This is a genomic window from Phascolarctobacterium succinatutens (assembly GCF_023497905.1).
In the GTDB taxonomy this organism is placed as follows: domain Bacteria; phylum Bacillota; class Negativicutes; order Acidaminococcales; family Acidaminococcaceae; genus Phascolarctobacterium_A; species Phascolarctobacterium_A succinatutens.
In genome coordinates this window covers 672,263-691,890 of the sequence record NZ_CP097284.1, presented here as the reverse complement: position 1 = coordinate 691,890, position 19,628 = coordinate 672,263, and the positions used below count along the sequence as shown (strand labels likewise).

21 protein-coding genes are annotated in these 19,628 nt (G+C 48.6%); 2 read left to right on the top strand and 19 right to left on the bottom strand.

Annotated features, from left to right (window positions below; all coding sequences use genetic code 11):
* Nucleotides 1–172: 172 nt before the first annotated feature.
* The 8 genes from M5E81_RS03330 to prmA form a co-directional block, all read right to left on the bottom strand.
* The gene (locus M5E81_RS03330; protein WP_249747870.1) at nt 173–874 is read right to left on the bottom strand and encodes a LytR/AlgR family response regulator transcription factor; all 702 of its coding nucleotides are present in this window, start codon (nt 872–874) and stop codon (nt 173–175) included.
* Between the two features lie 42 nt (nt 875–916).
* Nucleotides 917–1,075: a hypothetical protein gene (locus M5E81_RS03325; protein WP_249747869.1), complete on the bottom strand. Its 159-nt coding sequence runs from the start codon at nt 1,073–1,075 to the stop codon at nt 917–919.
* A 576-nt stretch (nt 1,076–1,651) separates the two neighbouring features.
* Nucleotides 1,652–2,101, bottom strand: a complete 450-nt coding sequence (locus M5E81_RS03320; RefSeq protein WP_009145888.1) for a GatB/YqeY domain-containing protein — start codon at nt 2,099–2,101, stop codon at nt 1,652–1,654.
* Between the two features lie 15 nt (nt 2,102–2,116).
* Nucleotides 2,117–2,293, bottom strand: coding sequence for a 30S ribosomal protein S21 (rpsU, locus tag M5E81_RS03315; RefSeq protein WP_021720854.1), 177 nt, complete (start codon nt 2,291–2,293; stop codon nt 2,117–2,119).
* Between the two features lie 117 nt (nt 2,294–2,410).
* Complete coding sequence (locus M5E81_RS03310; RefSeq protein WP_009145890.1) at nt 2,411–2,749, bottom strand: histidine triad nucleotide-binding protein; 339 nt, start codon at nt 2,747–2,749, stop codon at nt 2,411–2,413.
* Between the two features lie 86 nt (nt 2,750–2,835).
* The gene (gene mtaB / locus M5E81_RS03305) at nt 2,836–4,149 is read right to left on the bottom strand and encodes a tRNA (N(6)-L-threonylcarbamoyladenosine(37)-C(2))-methylthiotransferase MtaB (RefSeq protein ID WP_249747868.1); all 1,314 of its coding nucleotides are present in this window, start codon (nt 4,147–4,149) and stop codon (nt 2,836–2,838) included.
* 6 nt (nt 4,150–4,155) lie between these two features.
* The gene (locus M5E81_RS03300; protein WP_249747867.1) at nt 4,156–4,899 is read right to left on the bottom strand and encodes a 16S rRNA (uracil(1498)-N(3))-methyltransferase; all 744 of its coding nucleotides are present in this window, start codon (nt 4,897–4,899) and stop codon (nt 4,156–4,158) included.
* 12 nt (nt 4,900–4,911) lie between these two features.
* The gene (prmA, locus tag M5E81_RS03295) at nt 4,912–5,847 is read right to left on the bottom strand and encodes a 50S ribosomal protein L11 methyltransferase (RefSeq protein WP_249747866.1); all 936 of its coding nucleotides are present in this window, start codon (nt 5,845–5,847) and stop codon (nt 4,912–4,914) included.
* Nucleotides 5,848–6,022: 175 nt separating this feature from the next.
* Here prmA and M5E81_RS03290 point away from each other — a divergent pair, with 175 nt between their 5' ends.
* Together M5E81_RS03290 and ilvA are read left to right on the top strand one after the other, a co-directional pair.
* On the top strand, nt 6,023–7,339 hold the full coding sequence (locus tag M5E81_RS03290) for an ATP-binding protein (protein WP_249747865.1): 1,317 nt from the start codon (nt 6,023–6,025) through the stop codon (nt 7,337–7,339).
* Between the two features lie 102 nt (nt 7,340–7,441).
* Nucleotides 7,442–8,656: a threonine ammonia-lyase gene (gene ilvA, locus M5E81_RS03285; RefSeq protein WP_249747864.1), complete on the top strand. Its 1,215-nt coding sequence runs from the start codon at nt 7,442–7,444 to the stop codon at nt 8,654–8,656.
* A gap of 298 nt (nt 8,657–8,954) precedes the next feature.
* Here the strand turns inward: ilvA and glmS are convergent, their stop codons facing one another.
* The 11 genes from glmS to M5E81_RS03230 all read right to left on the bottom strand — a co-directional run bounded on the left by glmS (nt 8,955) and on the right by M5E81_RS03230 (nt 19,591).
* Entirely contained in the window at nt 8,955–10,793 is a 1,839-nt protein-coding gene (gene glmS / locus M5E81_RS03280; RefSeq protein ID WP_249747863.1) for a glutamine--fructose-6-phosphate transaminase (isomerizing), read from the bottom strand.
* A gap of 39 nt (nt 10,794–10,832) precedes the next feature.
* The gene (galE, locus tag M5E81_RS03275) at nt 10,833–11,849 is read right to left on the bottom strand and encodes a UDP-glucose 4-epimerase GalE (RefSeq protein ID WP_249747862.1); all 1,017 of its coding nucleotides are present in this window, start codon (nt 11,847–11,849) and stop codon (nt 10,833–10,835) included.
* A gap of 118 nt (nt 11,850–11,967) precedes the next feature.
* Nucleotides 11,968–12,552, bottom strand: coding sequence for a hypothetical protein (locus tag M5E81_RS03270; RefSeq protein ID WP_009145898.1), 585 nt, complete (start codon nt 12,550–12,552; stop codon nt 11,968–11,970).
* 16 nt (nt 12,553–12,568) lie between these two features.
* A complete protein-coding gene (udp, locus tag M5E81_RS03265) occupies nt 12,569–13,369 on the bottom strand; it encodes a uridine phosphorylase (RefSeq protein WP_249747861.1) in 801 nt (266 codons plus the stop codon).
* Between the two features lie 14 nt (nt 13,370–13,383).
* Nucleotides 13,384–14,607: a phosphopentomutase gene (locus M5E81_RS03260; protein ID WP_040565237.1), complete on the bottom strand. Its 1,224-nt coding sequence runs from the start codon at nt 14,605–14,607 to the stop codon at nt 13,384–13,386.
* 65 nt (nt 14,608–14,672) lie between these two features.
* Nucleotides 14,673–15,311, bottom strand: a complete 639-nt coding sequence (locus M5E81_RS03255) for a lactate utilization protein (RefSeq protein WP_009145901.1) — start codon at nt 15,309–15,311, stop codon at nt 14,673–14,675.
* 37 nt (nt 15,312–15,348) lie between these two features.
* On the bottom strand, nt 15,349–15,900 hold the full coding sequence (pyrR, locus tag M5E81_RS03250; protein WP_021720014.1) for a bifunctional pyr operon transcriptional regulator/uracil phosphoribosyltransferase PyrR: 552 nt from the start codon (nt 15,898–15,900) through the stop codon (nt 15,349–15,351).
* Nucleotides 15,901–15,969: 69 nt separating this feature from the next.
* Nucleotides 15,970–16,914 carry an RluA family pseudouridine synthase gene (locus tag M5E81_RS03245; RefSeq protein ID WP_249747860.1) on the bottom strand — a complete coding sequence of 315 codons (945 nt, stop codon included), beginning with the start codon at nt 16,912–16,914 and terminating at the stop codon, nt 15,970–15,972.
* Nucleotides 16,872–17,321: a signal peptidase II gene (lspA, locus tag M5E81_RS03240; protein WP_249747859.1), complete on the bottom strand. Its 450-nt coding sequence runs from the start codon at nt 17,319–17,321 to the stop codon at nt 16,872–16,874. Before lspA ends, M5E81_RS03245 begins: the two co-directional genes overlap by 43 nt.
* Before the next feature lie 124 nt (nt 17,322–17,445).
* Nucleotides 17,446–18,840: an alanine/glycine:cation symporter family protein gene (locus M5E81_RS03235; protein ID WP_249747858.1), complete on the bottom strand. Its 1,395-nt coding sequence runs from the start codon at nt 18,838–18,840 to the stop codon at nt 17,446–17,448.
* A gap of 238 nt (nt 18,841–19,078) precedes the next feature.
* Nucleotides 19,079–19,591, bottom strand: coding sequence for a cob(I)yrinic acid a,c-diamide adenosyltransferase (locus M5E81_RS03230; protein WP_009145906.1), 513 nt, complete (start codon nt 19,589–19,591; stop codon nt 19,079–19,081).
* Nucleotides 19,592–19,628 lie beyond the last annotated feature (37 nt).

Here is a 19,628-nt window from a genome sequence, read left to right as displayed (position 1 = left end):
ACAAAACAATAATTAAAGCACATTTCCACTAAAAACTACTCACTATCCACTAATCACTACCCACTGCCCACTTCCCACTACTCACTAACAACTATCCACTAACAACTAAAAAACCTCCACAACGGCAATCCTGCCCGTAACGGAGGTTCTCTTTCTTTATAACAAAGTATCCTTAATCCTGCAGCAGCGCCCACTGCATATAGGCGTTGCGCACAGCTGCGCTGTCGCGCACCCTGATGGGTGCCTTGAAGCCATTGCCCAGCAAAAAATAATTGCTGTAAACACCCTCTACATAATGCATGTTAATCAGCACGCTGCGATAGGTCAGCAGAAAATAATCCTGCGTCAGCTTTTCCCGCACCTTGTTGATGGAGCTGTACACCTTATAGGTGCGCTGTGCTGTGTGAATATAGCAGTATTTATCCTGCACCTCTACAACGATAATGTCCTTGGGCTTTAGCTTTACCGTCTCCACCGCAGTATCAAAAGTAACATACTCTTCCTTGTCAAAAGCACCGCAGCGCTTCAGCGCCTGCTCCAGCTTTTCCGGCTGCAAAGGCTTCAGCAGATAGTACGCTGCCTCCACCTCATAGCTTTCAATGGCAAAGTCATTACTGGAGGTAAGAAAGACCAGCTGAAAGTTAAGCCTTTGCTGGCGCAGGCGGCGCACAAGCTCCACGCCATTACCGGGCTTCAGATAGATATCCATAAAAACAATATCAGCGCTATTCAAAAGCAAGTATTCACAGCACTGCTCCCCTTCAGTAAATGTACGTATATCCAAAAGCAGCTGATACTTCCTGCCTATTTCCTGCAGTTGCTGTTTAAGCTCTTCCAGCTCGCTTACATCATCATCACAAGCCACAATACGCATAATATCACTCTTTTCCTACACTCAACATACTCTTGCTTATGCTCAGTTTTCCGCCAGCACTGGCTGCAGCAGCTCCAACGCGCTCGCTTTGTTCGTGCCCAGCTCACCGCGAAAGGCACGCGCCAGGATGGATTTCTTCATCAGGTCGATGCTTGCCAGCGCCTGCTCCGCTGCCTGCTGCAAGCGTTCTTCTATTGTCAATGCTGTCTTTTTCTTTAGTATTGCAACTCCTCCTTTATAAGCAAACGTTTTATTGCTTTAATCTATATTTTATGATAAAATGTTTTCGACAACCGTGTTGCAGGATGGTGTTGCCTTAATTCCTCAGGAATCGAGGTGATGCTTATGAAGAACTATTCCTTTCAAGATTTAATGCTCTTCGGAATGTTCATTCTGGCATTACTTACATTTATTTTTCAATATTGTAAATAACCCAGACATAAGAAAACCACTCCTACACTTTGCGGGTAAAGAAGTGGCTTTCTAAATTTCTTTTCTCGGCAACCCACCTTGTGGGCGGTTGTCTTTTTCTATATCTAATATACCACACAATTCATAGCTTTGCAAGCTTTGAATTGTGCAGGATGTAGTGAAAGCCTCTCCTTGGGGAGACAAGGTTAATTGCCCGTAGGGCAAGAGATAGCGCCCTGGGGCGGGTGTCATCACATATCGATGACGGAGAAGGGTTCGCTAAGAAAGCAGGCAGTCCTTCGGTCCGCTAATCGCTATAAAGTAAAATAACCGCGCCAAGATTTCTCTTAGCACGGTTATCAGTTGTTATTTGAGCAATTCACGAACCATAACGTTAATACGTTTGCCATCTGCACGGCCTTTGGTTTTTGCCATAACTGCCGGCATTACCTTGCCCATATCCTTGGGACTTGTAGCACCAACAGCAGCAATAACCTCTGCCACGATAGCCTTCAGCTCGTCATCGCTGAGAGCTTCCGGAAGATATTTTTTCAGTATAGCAATTTCTTCCTTAGCTTGGGCAACCAATTCGTCACGACCTGCTTTTTGGAATTCCTCAACAGAATCCTGACGCATTTTGACCTCTTTCATCAAGACAGCCAGAACCTCATCATCTGTAAGTTCCTTTTTGTCATTGATTTCAACATTTTTAATATTAGCACGCACCATGCGGATAACAGACAAACGCAGCTTACCTGCTTCTCTGTCCTTCATGGCCTGCTTCATATCAGCAGTCAATTGGTCTTTTATAGACATACAGCCCGCCTCCAATTATCTGGTTTTACGTTTTCTGGCTGCTTCGGATTTTTTCTTACGTGCAACGCTCGGCTTTTCATAGTGCTCGCGTTTTCTTACCTCAGAAAGAATGCCTGCCTTTTGGGTTGCTCTTTTAAATCTGCGCAGTGCGCTGTCTAAAGTTTCATTCTTGCCAACTTTAATTTCTGCCATCTGTTCTCCCTCCCTCCACACACTTAGGGAAGTGTATATGCAAATTAAGTTTCAGCCGTTGCCAGCTAAAAACACTTACTGATTAATTATACAAGAAAAGACAAGCATTGTCAAGGTTTAGCATGGGGGCCAACCCAAAGCTTTGCCGCCAATTACGTGAATATGTAAATGTTTTACTGTCTGACCGCCTTCATCGCCGGTGTTGATAACAACGCGGAAGCCTTTTTCGGCAATTCCGGTCTTTTCAGCGATCATTTTAACCTTGCCCAGCATGTATGCAACCAACTCGGGGTCCGCAGTAGTGATGTTAGCTGTGTGGTCCTTAGGCATCAGCAGCACATGAACCGGAGCAGCCGGAGCAACGTCATTGATAGCAATCATTTTATCATCTTCGTACACTTTGGTAGAAGGGATATCGCCCTTAATGATTTTGCAAAAAATACAATCCTCAGCCATTTCATGTCCCTCCTCTCATTTATCGTATCTAGTTATATTCTGTATTTATTTCTTTTATCCTGCTAAAGAAATAATTTTTTCACAAATTAATTCAATTCGCCCAGCAAAAAATCCTCTTTGATGCCGGTAATTTTTACCTTGGCAATGGTGTTCGCCAGCTCCGCCGTTCCCGGAACGACAACGCGCAGATACGGACCGCACAGGCCCTCCATATGCTCATCGTCCACAGGCTGCTCAAACAGCACCTCCTCCACCTTGCCGACAGTGCTCTGCAGCATTTGCTGATGCAGCTCCTCGTCCACCTTCGCCAGACGCGCCGCACGCTCGCTCTTCACAGCCTCGTCCACCTGCTCCTTCATTTCGGCAGCAGGCGTACCCTTGCGCTTGGAATAAGGGAAGATATGCATTTTGGCAAAGCCGCATTTCTTGGCAAATTCCAAAGTAGTCGCAAAGTCCTCCTCGTTTTCGCCGGGGAAGCCCACAATAACGTCCGTAGTAATTGCCACATCAGGCACCTGCGCACGGATTTCGTTCACCAGCTCCGTAAAGCGCTTTGTGTCATAAGGACGATGCATAGCACGTAAAATCTTGTCGCAACCGCTTTGCAGCGGCAGATGCAGGTGACGCTGCAGGCGTGGTTCCTCTGCCATCAGCTGCAGCATGCGCGGTTCCACCTCCACGGATTCCAAAGAACCGAGGCGCACACGCTGCACACCCTCAACGCTCAGCGCTGCCTTTACTGCGTCATACAAAGTAACGTGCTTGCCTTCCTTCGCCAGCTCCTTGCCGTAGCAGCCAAGGTGAATGCCGATGAGCACAACTTCTTTGTAGCCTGCGGCAACCAGCTTGCCGACCTCCTCGCGGATGCTGTCCAGGCTGCGGCTGCGCAGCGGACCGCGGGCAAACGGGATAATGCAGTAGGTGCAATATTGGTTGCAGCCCTCCTGAATTTTGAGGAAGGCGCGGGTTTTATCGGTTTCCGTGCAAACGCCCAGCTCTTCGAACTTAGTATCCACAGTCATCTGCTGCACATTGTCCAGAATCTCCGTGCGCTTGTGCTCCAGCGCCTCCTCAACCAGCTCCACAATGCGGCCGCGCTCCTGATTGCCGATGATTACATCAACACCTTCGATAGCACGCACCTCCTCCGGCGCAGTCTGCGGATAGCAGCCGGTAACAACCACCAAGGACAGCGGATTGTGACGCACAGCGCGGTTGATAATCTGGCGCGATTTGCGCTGACCGGTATTGGTAACAACGCAGGTATTAACTAAATAAACGTCTGCCGGTTCACCGAAAGGCACAACCTCATAGCCCGACGCACGGAAAATCCCCTCCATGCTGGCAGTATCGGCCTGATTAACCTTACAGCCCAGCGTATAAAATGCAATTTTTCTCATCTATGTTTAATCTCCTAAATCTCCGGTTTCATAAAAAATCGCTGAAATAGCAACAAGTCCTGCCGTTTCCGCACGCAGAATGCGTCTGCCCAGCGATACGGGCACAGCACCTGCTGCGCGTGCCGCATCCAGCTCCGCTTCGCTGATGCCGCCCTCAGGACCGATAATCAGCAGCAAATCTGTCAGCGCGCCCTTCGCCTGCGCCTCCTTCAGCGCCGCCTTCAGGCTCTTTTTATCCTCGCACTCGTAAGCGATAATCTTCGTAGCGCAGTCATTCGCCGCCAGCATCTGTGCCATCGTCTGCACAGGCTGCACCTCGGGAAGAATATCGCGCTTGCTCTGCTTCGCTGCGGATTCGGCAATCTTCTGCCAGCGCTCCACCTTTTTGGCAGCCTTCGCACCGTCAAGGCGTACTACGGAATGCTCCATAGCCACAGGCACCACGCTGTAAGCGCCCATCTCCACAGCCTTTTGGATAATGAACTCCATCTTCTCGCCCTTCGCCAGGCCCTGCGCCAAAATCAGGCGCACCGCCGGCTCATGGCTTTCCGCCAGCTTCTCCAGGCAATGCACAGTCACGCACTCGCTGTCAATCGCTGTAATCTCCGCCAGCGCGCTCACGCCGTCGTCACTCACAAGCTGTAGCTGCGCACCCGGCTGCATGCGCAGCACCTTACTGATATGACGTGCATCCACGCCCTCAATAGTCATTGTTTCGTTATATAATTGCGGTACAAAAAAACGATGCATATAGGTTTCCCCTTACTTTTTCTTCTTCATCTGCATAACAACCCAGCCGCCGCGATGGTCAACCGCGTCAACATAAAGTCCCTGCGCCTGCGCTGCAGCCTCCACATCCGGCATACGCTCCTCAATAATACCGCTCGCCAACAGCACACCGTTGTCATTCAGCTTCTGCGGAATATCCTGCAGCAGCATAATAACAATATCGGCAATAATATTAGCGATAATTACATCAGCCTTGCCCTCGGTGCCATGCAGCAAATCGCCCTCGCGCACCTCAATCTGCTCGCTCAGGCCGTTATACGCAACATTCTCCTTCGCCACGCGCACTGCCACACCGTCAATATCAACAGCCTTTACAGACTTAGCGCCCAGCATTGCCGCAGCAATCGCCAGAATACCGCTGCCGGTACCAACGTCAAACACTGTAGAATCAGGCGTAATAACCTTCTCCAAGCGCTCCATCATCATATTGGTAGTGTGATGCGTGCCTGTGCCGAAAGCCATACCCGGATCGATTTCAATAACATGCTCGCCTTCCTTAGGAGCATACTCCTCCCAGCTCGGCTTAATAACAAGGCTCTTGCCCACATGAGTAACATGGAAATACTGCTTCCATTCGTTAGCCCAATCCTGCTCGCTCACCTTGCGGAAGCGGGTATTACCGAAACGGTACTTGCCGATGCGCTCCTCAATCAGCGCCAGCTGCTCGTCAATCTCCGCCAGGCGTTTTTCCAGCTTCTCATCATCAGCATAATAAGCGCTGACAGTAACAACCTCGGTATTCTCCTGCTCCGGAATATCGCACAGCTCCCAGGTACCGCTGTTGCGCAAATCATTAATCAGCTGCGGGTCCTCAATCGCAACTCCCTTAGAACCGATGCTCGTCAGCATATCCGCTACGGCCTCAACTGCTTCATGCGTTACCGCTACATTAACTTCTATCCACTGCATTGTATGCACTCCTTTGAAAATTTATATTCATTTTATTATACAACAGAAAAGCCTCGCATTTCAACACGCCATTTTATCTCTGCCGTTAGAAAAAATTTACTTTAAATTTAGTTTACATTTGCTATAATTATCTTAAAGAAGCTTTTTCTATATTATTTTTAAGGAATGATGTTATATGCAGATTCAAGATTTGATTATCCTTATCTATATTATCCTGCGCGTTGCTCCCAGCTCTTATCTATGCTACTATCCCTTTTTGGAAGACCTGCGCTTATCCAAAAAAACAGCAATATGCGGCTTTTTTGCTATTATTCTCATAGAATGGGGCATTTTCATCTTTACCGGACGCAATTTCGATAAGCTGCCGACATTATACGGAGTTTACCTGCTCTACATATTCTACTACTTTGCCATCGTAAAAGGTAATAAAAGTAAGCAGCTTTTTTGCATCCTGCTCTCAGGCAATTTTGAAAATGTGCTGCAGACACTTGCTATGCTCGCCGAACGCTTTTCGCCCACTCCTGGCTACTACTATGCCACCGCCACCTTCGTGCTCCTGCTGGCACAATCTGCTTATTTTTCCTGGTTCTACTTTACTGTAAAAAAATTTAAGCAGCTCTTCCGCAGCACTAAATACAATAAGATTATCACCTATTCCAACTATATTTTAGCTTTTAACTTCGTTGCCCTGGTACTCATCCGCAATTTTTCCGAACCACGCACCTGGAATCTTTTCTTTGCCCGCTTTCTGTGCATCATGCCGCTCTTCTTCTTTGTTTGCATGATGATGGATCTGCTGAAGGAAAAAAATGATAACAAGGTGATGTCCGTCAAGCTCAGCTCACTGGAAGAACTGCGTCGTAACGAAAAGCCTTACTACGATTTTGTTATCGAAACCTGGCAGAAATCACGCCGCCTGCGCCATGACCAAAAGCATCTCGCGGTTATGCTCAACCAGTTTTATGAAGAAAAACAGTTTGATAAGCTTGGTCAGCATCTGCGTGCTATCCTTAAATATACCGAAACGCTGCAAACAGTAAAGATTTATGGCAATGAAACCATCGACGGCCTTATCGGCTACTGGCAGATGCAGGCACAGGAAAAAGGCATCCCCTTTGCCGTGGATATCAGCTTCAGCAAAATTAAAATCAACGATATTGATCTGGCCATTATTTTAGGCAATGCTTTGGAAAACGCTTTTACCGCAGTTACCAAAGACGACGTAGCCCAGCGCAGCAACTGCTATATTAATGTGAAAATCAGAGAAAGAGCCTCTCTATTACTTATAGAAGTTGTTAATTCCTTCAGCGGTAACATCGTGCGTTATAATGACCAGTTTTATTCCGCCAAGCGCGACTACAAGGAACCTGGCACCGGACTGGAAAACATCAGGATGATTTGCGAAAAATACGCAGGCAGCAATAATGTAAGCTTTGATAACCAAAGCTTCAAGCTGGAGCTGATGCTGGCAAACACGCACTTAGAAAGTTAACCCTTGACGCAAAAACTAAAAGTGCTTATGCTAAAATAGATTGTAGCTTTTGCACAGTCTATTTTAGTATTTTTATTAAGGGAAAGAAAAGAAGGTAACCAAATGCTCTCATTAGACAAAATTTATCATGCAGCCTTCATCCTTAAAAGCGTAGCACGTAAAACAGATCTAATAGCTGCTCCGCATTTAAGCGAAGGCAACAACTTGTATCTGAAAACAGAAAACCTGCAGGTAACAGGCAGCTTCAAGGTACGCGGTGCCTACTACAAAATCAGCCAGCTTACACCTGAGGAAGCAAGCAAAGGCGTAATCGCCTGCAGCGCCGGCAACCACGCGCAAGGCGTAGCACTGGCTGCAACCAGTATGGGCATCAAAAGCGTCATCTGCATGCCGGACGGCGCACCGATTATGAAGGTAGAAAACACCAAGCGCCTCGGCGCACAGGTGGAGCTTGTTCCCGGTGCCTACGACGAAGCACATGACCGCGCCGTACAGCTGCAGGAAGAAACAGGCATGACCTTTATCCATCCATATGACGACGAGCTTGTTATTGCCGGCCAGGGCAGCATCGGTTTGGAAATTTTGGACCAGCTGCCGGACGTCGAAGCAGTAATCGTACCGATTGGCGGCGGTGGCCTTATCAGCGGCGTAGCCTTCGCTATCAAAAGCCTGCGCCCGGAGGTTAAGGTTTACGGCGTGCAGGCAGCAGGCGCAGCCAGCATGTTCAAAGCCTTCCATGACCATAAATATGAAACCTTAGATCACGTCAGCACCTTCGCTGATGGCATTGCTGTAAAAACTCCTGGTGAAAACACCTACGAGCTCATCAGCAAATATGTTGACGATATCGTTACCGTAAGCGAAGATGAAATTGCAACTGCAATTTTAACCTTGATTGAAAAACAGAAGCTGATTGCCGAAGGTGCAGGCGCAACTCCGGTAGCAGCAGCCTTGTTCGACAAGCTGCCGATTAAGGGCAAGAAAACAGTCTGCGTTGTATCCGGCGGTAACATTGACGTTAATATTCTTTCGCGCGTAATCACCCGCGGTCAGGTTACCAGCGGCAGAAGGGCAGACCTCGTTATCGCTTTGCAGGATCGTCCCGGCCAGCTGCGTGAAGTGAGCGAAATCGTAAGCAGCTGTGGCGCTAACGTTGTAGGCGTACAGCACAACCGCAGTGATGCCGATATGGATATCACAGGTTGCTTCCTGCGCTTAGAACTGGAAACCCGTGATGCGGAACAAATCAACGAAATCCGTGCAAAGCTTACCAAGGCAGGCTTTACACTGATTGATAAAAACGCCGCTCATTATTAACAACAAAAAAATTACCACAGCCTACATAAAATGTAAGCTGTGGTTTTTTATAGTGCGTTACATTATTCTGTTCCTTGTAAGTACGAAGTATACGACGTTTATATTACGCTATCTTATAAGAGCGGGGAGAATGTACCGGAGGCGATGCGAACCTGACGAACGCGTACTTTTAGTACGTGGAGGAGGGTTTGCGATGCATACGGTACGTTATACCCGCTCTTGCTGAAGCCGACGAACGCGTACTTCTAGTACGTGGAGGATGGTTTGCGATGCATACGGTGCGTTATACCCGCTCTTACTATTCTACGGTAACGCTCTTAGCCAAGTTCCTAGGTTTATCTACATCCAAGCCCTTAGAAACACTCACATAATAACCCATAAGCTGCAGCGGAATAACTGCCAGGCTGGTCATGAAATGCTCGTCGGTCTTAGGAATATACACTGTGAAATCAGCGGTATCCTCAATATTATAGTTACCATAGGTAGTCAGGCCCATCAGGTAAGCGCCACGGCTGCGGCACTCTACCATGTTGCTGACAGTCTTTTCGTAAAGCTCGCTTTGAGTCAGCACACCGATAACCAGAGTACCGTCCTCAATCAGGCTGATAGTACCATGCTTCAATTCACCGGCAGCATAAGCCTCACTATGAATGTAGGAAATTTCCTTCATCTTCAGGCTGCCTTCCAGGCTGACAGCGTAATCAAGACCACGGCCGATAAAGAAGATATCCTTAGCGTTAACCTGCTTAGCGGCAAACCATTGGATGCGTTCCTTATCCTCGATAATCTTTTGGATTTTATCCGGCAGCTGTGCCATTTCCTGAATCAGCTCCAGATATTTAGCTTCATCAATAGTGCCACGAACAATAGCAAACTGAATTGCCAGGCAGTAAGCAGCAATCAGCTGAGTGCTGTAAGCCTTGGTAGTTGCAACGGCAATTTCCGGTCCTGCCAGAGTATAGAAAACATTATCAGCTTCACGGGCAATAGAGCTGCCTACTACGTTAACGATGCCAAGAGTTTTGATGCCCTTTTCTTTAGCCAGACGCAGAGCTGCCAAGCTGTCGGCAGTCTCACCGGACTGGCTGACAATAATAACCAGCTCGTTCTTGCTCAGCAGAGGCTTGCGGTATCTGAACTCGGAAGCCAGCTCGGTGCGAACCGGAATCTGTGCCAAATCCTCAATTACATATTGCGCTGCCACGCCTACATGATACGCACTGCCGCAGGCAACGATGCAAATCTGGTCAATCTTTTTGATATCCTCATCGCTGAGACCGACAGCGCTCATATCCAGCTTGCCGTCAACCAGTACGGAATTCAGGGTATCGCGAACTGCCTTGGGCTGCTCGTGAATTTCCTTCATCATGAAATGCTCAAAGCCTGCTTTTTCGGCAGCTTCGGCATCCCATTTAATTTCGGTCAGCGGTTTTTCGATTACTTCTTCATCAACGTTGTAGAAGGTAACCTCGCCGTTAGCCAGACGAGCCATTTCCAGATTGCCGATGTAATAAACCTTACGGGTGTATTTCAAAATAGCAGGCACGTCGCTGGCAACATAGCATTCGCCGTCCTGTACGCCGATGATCATCGGGCTGTCCTTGCGGGCAACATAAATTTCACCAGGATATTCCTTGAACATTACTGCCAAAGCATAGGAGCCGCGCATACGGATCATAGCATGGCTCAGAGCATCGGTAGGAGTATGCTCGTATTTTTTATAGTAGTAGTCAATCAGCTTAACGGCAACCTCGGTATCAGTCTGAGAATAGAAGGTGTAACCGTTATGCAGCAGCTTTTCCTTCAGCTCCTGATAGTTTTCGATAATACCGTTGTGTACGGCAACTACATTGCCATCAGCACTTGCATGCGGATGCGCATTAGTTTCGGAAGGCTCACCATGGGTTGCCCATCTGGTATGACCGATGCCACAGGTACCAACGAGGCTTTGACCGCCGTTAGTCTTGGCGTAAAGCTCCTTCAGACGGCCCTTAGCCTTAACAATCTGCACCGGCGCACTGCCGTCACGCACTGCTAAACCGGCAGAATCATAGCCACGATATTCCAGCTTAGACAGCCCATCCAACAAAATAGGCGCTGCCTGCTTATCTCCACAAAATCCAACAATACCACACATAAATATTTTTCCTCGTTTTCTCCAATTTTTCTTTATGCCTTACGCTTCAAAACCGTTAGGGTTGTTTTTCTGCCAGTTCCAGGAATCGCGGCACATGTCCTCAATTCCCAGCTCTGCCTTCCAGCCCAGCTTTTCCCACGCCTTCGAAGGGTCCGAATAGCAGGCTGCAACATCACCTGCACGGCGTTGGTCGATTACATAAGGTATTTTTATTCCGTTGGCCTTTTCGAATGCTTTCACCAGGTCCAGCACCGAATAGCCAATGCCTGTACCAAGATTATACACCTCTATGCCACATTTGTCATCTATTGCCTTTAATGCTTTGACATGTCCCTTCGCCAAATCCACAACGTGAATGTAATCACGCACACCTGTACCGTCCGGAGTTGGATAATCATTGCCGAAAACATGCAGCTCCTTTAATTTGCCGGCAGCAACCTGCGTAATGTACGGCATCAGGTTATTGGGAACGCCGTTGGGATTTTCACCTATTAAACCGGAGCTGTGCGCACCGATAGGGTTAAAATAACGCAGCAACACTACGTTCCATTCATTATCAGCCACATGCAGGTCTCGCAGGATTTCCTCCAGCATCGACTTGGTATTACCGTAAGGATTGGTGCAATGTCCCTTGGGACAGCTTTCGGTAATCGGCATTACAGCAGGATTACCGTAAACCGTTGCCGAGGAGCTGAAGATAATGTTCTTGCAGCCTGCGTTACGCATTTCCTCCAGCAAAACCAAGGTACCGGAAATATTATTGTCATAATACTCCAGCGGCTTCTGCACCGATTCTCCTACTGCCTTCAAGCCGGCGAAATGAATGCAGCAGTCAAAGCTGTGCTCAGCAAAAATTTTCCGCAAGCCCTCGCGGTCCCTGATATCCGTTTCATAAAAAGGAATCTGCCGGCCGGTAATTTTTTCTACACGCTGCATTGCCAACCTGCTGGAATTGACAAGATTATCTACGACTGCAACGCTATGTCCGGCGTTAAGCAGCTCTATAACTGTATGCGAGCCGATATAACCGGCCCCCCCTGTAACTAATATATGCATATTTTCACCTCAATTTACGCTTCAGGCAACTATTCTATTATACCGCCTGCAGTATTATTTTACTACCTGCTGCCTTAAACTAAGGTGAACAAGCTAACTCTTTTTTCATATTTTCTGTTTAACTGCCGATAATCGGCTTATTTTCCATAGTATTTACCAGCTTGGAAAGCTGCCATTTAATTGTTTCTGCCGGCTTGTCATAATTGCCCATATCGCGCAGTCCGCTTTCACGCACACGCTTCTTCAGCAGCTTATTGCCATCCTTTTTATATACGAAAAGGTCTGCATCCGCTACCACACGCACATAGGTATCGTGGTCAAAGCGAAATCCCCAACCGCTGACAAGGCTTTCATCCATTTCATAAATACGGGCAACAACCAGCACATCTGTTTTGCTCTTTTCCGCCAAAGCGGACAAAGAAGCAGCATCCAGCTTTACGCCGTCACGCACTGCCCGGCTCACCAGCATCTGAGGCTCGCCGCCATCTATAATCTGATAATATGGGAAGCGATAAGCCAGCTTGACCATCTGACGCCACTCCTTATAAACAGCGCCGTCCACACCGCCGTCCTGGTCGATAACCACAAAGCCAACAGGACGCTCCGCAAAATCTGCCCGCGCCGTCTGCGGCATTAAGGCTGTAAACAAGGAGGCAAATACCACTAAAAAGCATATTTGCAGCAGCCATCTAATTTTTTTCATAAGTATCACCTACCAATTAATCGGCATCCGCTGCCAACAACAGCTCAACAGCTCCGCGTGTCACCTGCACCATATAGCCGAAGGCACGTTGATAAACATCAGGCGGTGCTACGCTTTCGCTCTGCGTGCGCTTAACTACCACGCCGCAGACAGCACCGGCCTCTAAGCCTAACGCCTGCGAGGTCACGAACAAAGCAGAGGTTTCCATTTCATAGTTCAGCACGCCCAGCGCCTGCCATTCCTGCATCGTCCCACGGAAGCGGCGCGGTACATAGCCGGTGAAGCTGTCGTAACGCTCCTGTCCCGGCCAGAAGGTGTCGCTGGAGGCCGCAATGCCCAAATGATAGAGCGCACCGGCATTCTTGGCTGCCAGTACCAGTGCGGTTGTCACCTCAAAGCTGGCAACAGCCGGGAACTCCAACGGCGCATAGTGCTGCGAGGTGCCGTCAAGGCGAACAGCTGCCTTATCAACAATAATATCACCCAGATTAACCTTTTCCTGAATCGTTCCCGTCGTACCGAAGCGGATGAGCTTTTTGATACCCATACGCGCCAGCTCTTCCAGACAAATTGCTACGGAAGGACCGCCCATTCCCGTAGAGCAGACAAGTACCGGAGTATCGCTGATTTTAGTCAGCCAGCTGGTGTATTCGCGATGGCTGGCAATAAAGCTTGCATCACTGCCCAAGGCCTTCGCCAAAGGCTCCACACGTCCGGGGTCACCGGGAAGCACGGCAACAGTTGCGCCCTGCAGTTGCTGTGCCGAAAAACCTACATGGTATAAAATCTCCTCAGGTGCTGCGTAATGTTTGCTCATATTGTCCACCTCTTTCAAAACAAGTCCGCTTTAGTTCCAGTAAGGGTTGGTTCTATTTTCATATAATCGGCAATCGTCTGTCCTATATCGGCAAAGGTCTGCATAGGCTTAAGCTGCTTGCATTCAATGCCTGCTCCCGAAAAGAGTACGGGAATTTTTTCGCGCGTATGGTCCGTGCCGCTCCAGCTGGGGTCATTGCCGTGGTCCGCCGTCATCAGCAGCAAATCGTCCGGATGCAGCAGAGCGGTAATTTCCGGCAATCTGCTGTCGAAATATTCCAGTGCCTCACCATAGCCCTGAATGTCACGGCGATGTCCGTAGGAGGAATCAAAGTCAACAAAATTAGTAAAGACAATGGTATTATCCATAGCATCGGCTACAGCCTGCTTCGTTGCATCTACCAGCTTATCCAGTCCGCCTGCCGCATAATGCTTCGTAATACCGCGATGCGCAAAAATATCGGCAATCTTGCCTACGGCGTAAACGCTGCCGCCGGCTGCAACCATTTTATCAAGCAATGTCGGCTGTGGTGCCGGTACTGCGTAATCGTGACGGTTGGTTGTGCGGGTAAAATCCGCAGCACAGGTGCCGACGAACGGACGCGCTATTACCCGGGCAATATTATACGGCTGCACCAGCTTAAAAGCTAGCTTGCACAAATCATACAAGCGCTCCAGGCCAAAGGCTTCCTCGTGCGCTGCTATCTGCAACACGCTGTCGGCGGAGGTATAAATAATCGGCTTGCCGCTTCTTACATGCTCCTCGCCCATCTCCTTGATGATTTCGGTACCACTGGCATGGCATTCGCCCAGCACTCCCGGCAAATTGCCTTGGCTGATAATTGCATCCACCAGCTCCTGCGGAAAGCATTTCGGCACATCCGGGAAATAGCCCCAGTCAAATTTAACCGGCACACCGCTGATTTCCCAATGTCCGCTCAGTGTATCCTTACCGCGGCTGACCTCCTGCGCATAGGTATAAGCACCGATTGTATGCTCGGCGCCTAAGCCTGCCGGCAACGCTTCGCCGCGGCTCAGCTCGGCAGCTGCCTGCAGTCCGCGCTCAGCCAGATGCGGCAAATGCAACGGCATCGGCGCTTCGCCTGCGTGCCGCGGATTTTTCGCCAGCCAATCGCAGATATGGCCCAAGGTATCTGCACCCTTATCACCATAAGCTTCGGCATCATGGGCATAACCGATACCGAAGGAATCCAACAACAGAATAATAGTACGAGCCATTTTTTCACCTGCTTTCTTAAGCAAAAGGGAGCTGCTAACACCAACGCTAAACAACTCCCCTAAAATCAGAATCCTAAGCTTTCGCCAACTAAAATGATTTTAATGCGTCCCTTATTACGACTGGTACGCGTTATAACAATCTGCGAGCAGATGCAGTCCGCAGAAAGGCAGTCACCGCAAAGGCCAGCTTTATAACAAGGTGTCTGCAGTCCGGCAAACCTTTTGGCATTTATCGGCGCAGCTACATTGCGCGCTCTGTCCATGGCAGCCTCCAAGGAGCCTGTAACCTTGTTCATACCGGCAATAACCAGCACCTGCTTCGGTCCGAAAATCAAAGCGGCGCAACGGTTGCCGTTGCCGTCAATATTTACCAGCTGACCGTCGCTGCTGATGGCATTGCTGCTCATTAAATATGTATCACATAAAAGCGCCTGACGCATCAATTCTGTTTTTTCTTCCGGAGTTGCTGCCGCAGCTCTGTCGATAACCTTATTGCGCTCCTTTACTGCGCTCAAAAGGCCTATTTCATCAATCGTTACAGAACCGCCCCAGGAAACAACATCATCCTGCGGAATCAGCGCCAAAGCCTGCTTAAGCGCTGCCTGCTTATCAGCACAGTAATAAGCATCAAAGCCACGCAACTTCAATTTTTTTACCAAAGTTGCGCCCAAAGCCTCATTGCGCAACATTTCAGCCTGCTGCATAGAATCTCCTCCTGTTCCATTAACAAGCTACGGTCGATTATTCTTCGATATCACCGATTGCTACTTCATCAATGCCGTCTTCCTCTGCCAGGTATACGTTGATAGCTTCCTTGTGGGAGGTAGGAACATTTTTGCCGGCAAAGTCAGCACGAATCGGCAGCTCGCGATGTCCGCGGTCGATAAGCACTGCCAGCTGAATAGCCTTCGGACGGCCCATATCCATAACAGCATCAAGAGCGGCACGGATGGTACGGCCGGTGTACAGCACATCATCAACCAGAATTACGGTTTTGCCGTTCAGATCCAGGTCAATTTCTGTACCGTGTACAATAGGATTATATGCAAGAGTAGACAGGTCATCACGATAAAGAGTGATATCCAGCATTCCTACCGGCAGCTCAACATTCTCTATATCTTTAATTGCTGCTGCCAGACGTTCCGCAATAGGTACACCGCGGGTACGGATACCGACAATAACAACATTGTCTACGCCTTTATTTCTTTCGATAATTTCATGAGAAATACGGACAATTGCACGACGCATAGCCTCTGCATCCATAATAACATTCTTTTTAACAAAATTGCTCATTTGGCTCACCTCTTATTTTTATTCAGGCTTTTTAACCTGCTATCAAGACTGCCCTAAGGCAGAACTCTGCTAATTAAACTGTCCCAGGCGCAGGCGGGTAACAATCTTATGCATATCCTCCGGCAACGGAGCTTCAAAGCTCAAGCGTTCTCCCGTACGCGGGTGGGTGAATTCCAGTGTCTGCGAATGCAGAGCCTGTCCCTGAATGCTGAAGGGAGTTTTCATCGGAGAATATTTCGGGTCACCAACCAAAGGATAGCCCAGATACTCCATATGTACGCGAATCTGATGCGTGCGTCCCGTTCGCAGGCGGCAGCGCACAATAGTATATTTGCCGAAGCGCTCCAGCACCTCGTATTCGGTAACAGCATCACGTCCGCCCTCCTTGACAACCGCCATTTTCTTACGGTCGTTTTTATCACGGGCGATAAGCGTTTCAATCACGCCGCTGTCTGTCTTTATGTTGCCGCGTACTACAGCAAGATAAGTACGCTGGGCGGTTTTAGCCTGTATCTGCTGCGACAGGGAAAGATGCGCCGCATCATTCTTGGCACAAATCATAATACCGCTGGTATCCTTATCCAGACGGTGCACGATACCCGGGCGGATAACGCCGTTGATACCGGATAAGTTTTTGCAGTGATACAAAAGCGCATTGACCAGCGTTCCGTTTAAATTGCCGGCCGCCGGGTGGACTACCATCCCGCGCGCTTTGTTGACAACAACAACATCCTCATCCTCATAAATAATATCCAGAGGAATATTTTCCGGCTGTACATCCAGAGGCTGCGGCTCAGGCAGAGTAACATCAATTTCGTCACCCAGACGCAGCTTGTAGTTGGATTTCAGCACCTTGCTGCCGCGCACCGCACGGCCCTCCTCCAGCAGCTTCTGCATATTCGAACGTGTAAGCTCCAGCATTGCCGCCAGGCCTACATCGGCACGCTGGCCGGCCTCCTGTTCAGTTATAATTAATCGTTGCTGCTCAGCAGCTCCGTTTGCAATATGCTCCATATAATCAAACCTACTCCCACACAAATTGCTATATCGGCCACATTAAATATCGGCCAGATACGAAAATCAAAAAAGTCAATTACCACACCGCGTGCAGTGCGGTCAATCAGGTTACCCAAAGCACCGCCGGCAAAAAGCGCTGTTCCCCAGCAGGCCATTACGCCGCTTTTGGCAATCTCACGGCGCATAAACCAGACACCGCCGATTACAGCAACCGCAATCATTACGAACAGCCAACGGCTGCCCTCCAGCATGCCGAAGGCGGCACCACGATTCAGTATAAACGTCCAGTGAAATACATTATTAATCACCGGTACGCTCTCCCCTAACGCAAAATGTGTTACCACATAATACTTTGTTGCCTGGTCCAGCAGAACCACCAGCAAAGCTAACAAACCATAAACCATTTTATTCTCCTATTATCTTGATATGTATATTATAACACACTAAAGACATAAAAATACAGATGACACAAAAACTTAATGAAAAAAAGCCATTGCATATTTCCGCAATGGCTTTCATAAATACTAATTAATTATTTTCAGTTGCCAGATTTTCACGAATCTCAGCAAGCTGTTTGCGACGGCTGTGAACCTTTTCCCAATGCTCGAAGTACAGCTTGGTTTCTGCAACAACTACACCGCTCAGGCCCAGCAGAGCAATCAGGTTAGGAATAGCCATCAGACCGTTAACGATATCAGCAATAATCCAAATCATTTCCAGCTTCAGGAATACGCCCAAACCTACCAGAATGATGTAACCGATACGGTAAGGCATGATGCATTTTACGCCGAAGAGATATTCTGCGCAACGCTCGCCGTAATAGCTCCAGCCGATAATAGTGGTGAAGGCGAAGAGTACCAGGCCGCCGGTCAGGACATACTTGGCAACAGCCGGGAAAGCAGAAGCAAAAGCAGCCTCAGTCAGAGCAGCACCGTTCAGGTCGCCGGTCCAGGCACCGCTGACGATGATGGACAGGCCGGTCATGGTGCAGATAATGATGGTATCGATAAAGGTACCGGTCATAGAAACAAGGCCCTGTTCTGCAGGCCATTTGGTTTTCGCTGCAGCTGCTACGATAGGAGCAGAGCCCAAGCCGGATTCGTTGGAATAAATACCGCGGGCGATACCGCTGCGCATTGCCAGCATAATTCCGGCACCGGCAAAGCCGCCTGCTGCCGCAGTACCGTTGAAGGCACCGTCGATAACCAGCTTAATTGCTGCCGGAAGAGCATCAGCATAAAATACCAGCACAGAAACGGTTACGATAACATAAACAGCAGCCATGAAAGGAACAATCTTGCTTGCTACGTTAGCAATGGATTGCAGACCGCCGATAATAACAACAGCAACAAGAACAGTCAGGATTGCTGCTACAACGTATTCGGAAACGCCAAAGGATACATTAACAATAGAGGTGATTGCATTTACCTGAGTAAAGGTACCGCTGCCCAAGCAGGCAGTCATAACACCGAAGATAGAGAACATTACAGCCAAAGGCTTAAATTTTTTGCCCAAGCCCTGTTCGATATAGTACATCGGACCGCCGGAAGCGTTACCGTTTTCATCATAGGTACGATACTTAACAGCCAGCACGCCTTCGGAATATTTGGTTGCCATACCGAAGAAAGCAGCGAGCCACATCCACAGCAGAGCACCAGGACCACCGAGCTTAATTGCCGTTGCTACGCCAACGATATTACCGGTGCCGACAGTTGCGGCCAAAGCAGTGCACAAAGCCTGAAAGCTGCTTACATCACCTTCGCCCTTGCTGCGGGCGGTAAAAATCAGCTGCAAGGCTTTAGGCAGCTTCATAACCTGAAGCAGACCAAGACGGACGCTCATTAAAATGCCTGTGCCCATAAGCAGCATCATCAAAGGCGGGCCCCAAATGAAGCCATCAATAGAATTCAAAATCTCCAACATAAAAAAATTCCCCCCAGTAAAAATTTAAAACACGTTTACAATTTAAGGCTTTTTCCCGAAGCCCATGTATAGTATTGTATCACATCAATATATAGTGTACAATACTTCACACGATTGTATACACGTATTCTTCTTAACGGCAGGGAATAGTGTGACAAATCACTGCATGCAAAGCAAAAAGCCTCCGTCTGCGGCCAAGGGCCACAGGCAGAAGCTTCTATTCCTTAATCAGCAATGCTTATTTTACTTCGCATTCTACACGTGCCAGAATAAAGCACAAATCAGACAAACGGTTCAGGCAAACCAGAACATTGGGGTTAACCGGTTCGTTTTCAGCCAGACGCAGCAGGCAACGCTCGGCACGACGGGTAGTAGTGCGTGCGATGTCCAGTGCGGCAGCACCTACAGTATCGCCGGGGATAATAAAATGGCCCAGCGGCTGCAGCAGAGAATCAAACTTGTCGATTATATCTTCAAACAGCTTAACGTGTTCTTCTTTGATGTAAGGTTCGGGCAGGTTGAGGCTGGCAATGTCAGCCATCACAGACATGAGCAGCTTTTGTACATTGAAAATGGTTTCACGCACATCCTCACGCGTAACCTGAGCACGTGCCAAACCTAATGCCGAGGAAATTTCATCCACAGTACCATAGGCTTCTACACGCAGGCTTTGCTTGGGAACGCGTTCTCCGGTGTACAAACCTGTAGTTCCTTTGTCACCGGTTCTGGTATAAACAGCAGCTTTCTTCATTTCTGCACCATCCTTTCCGTGAGAGTGTACCCCCTCT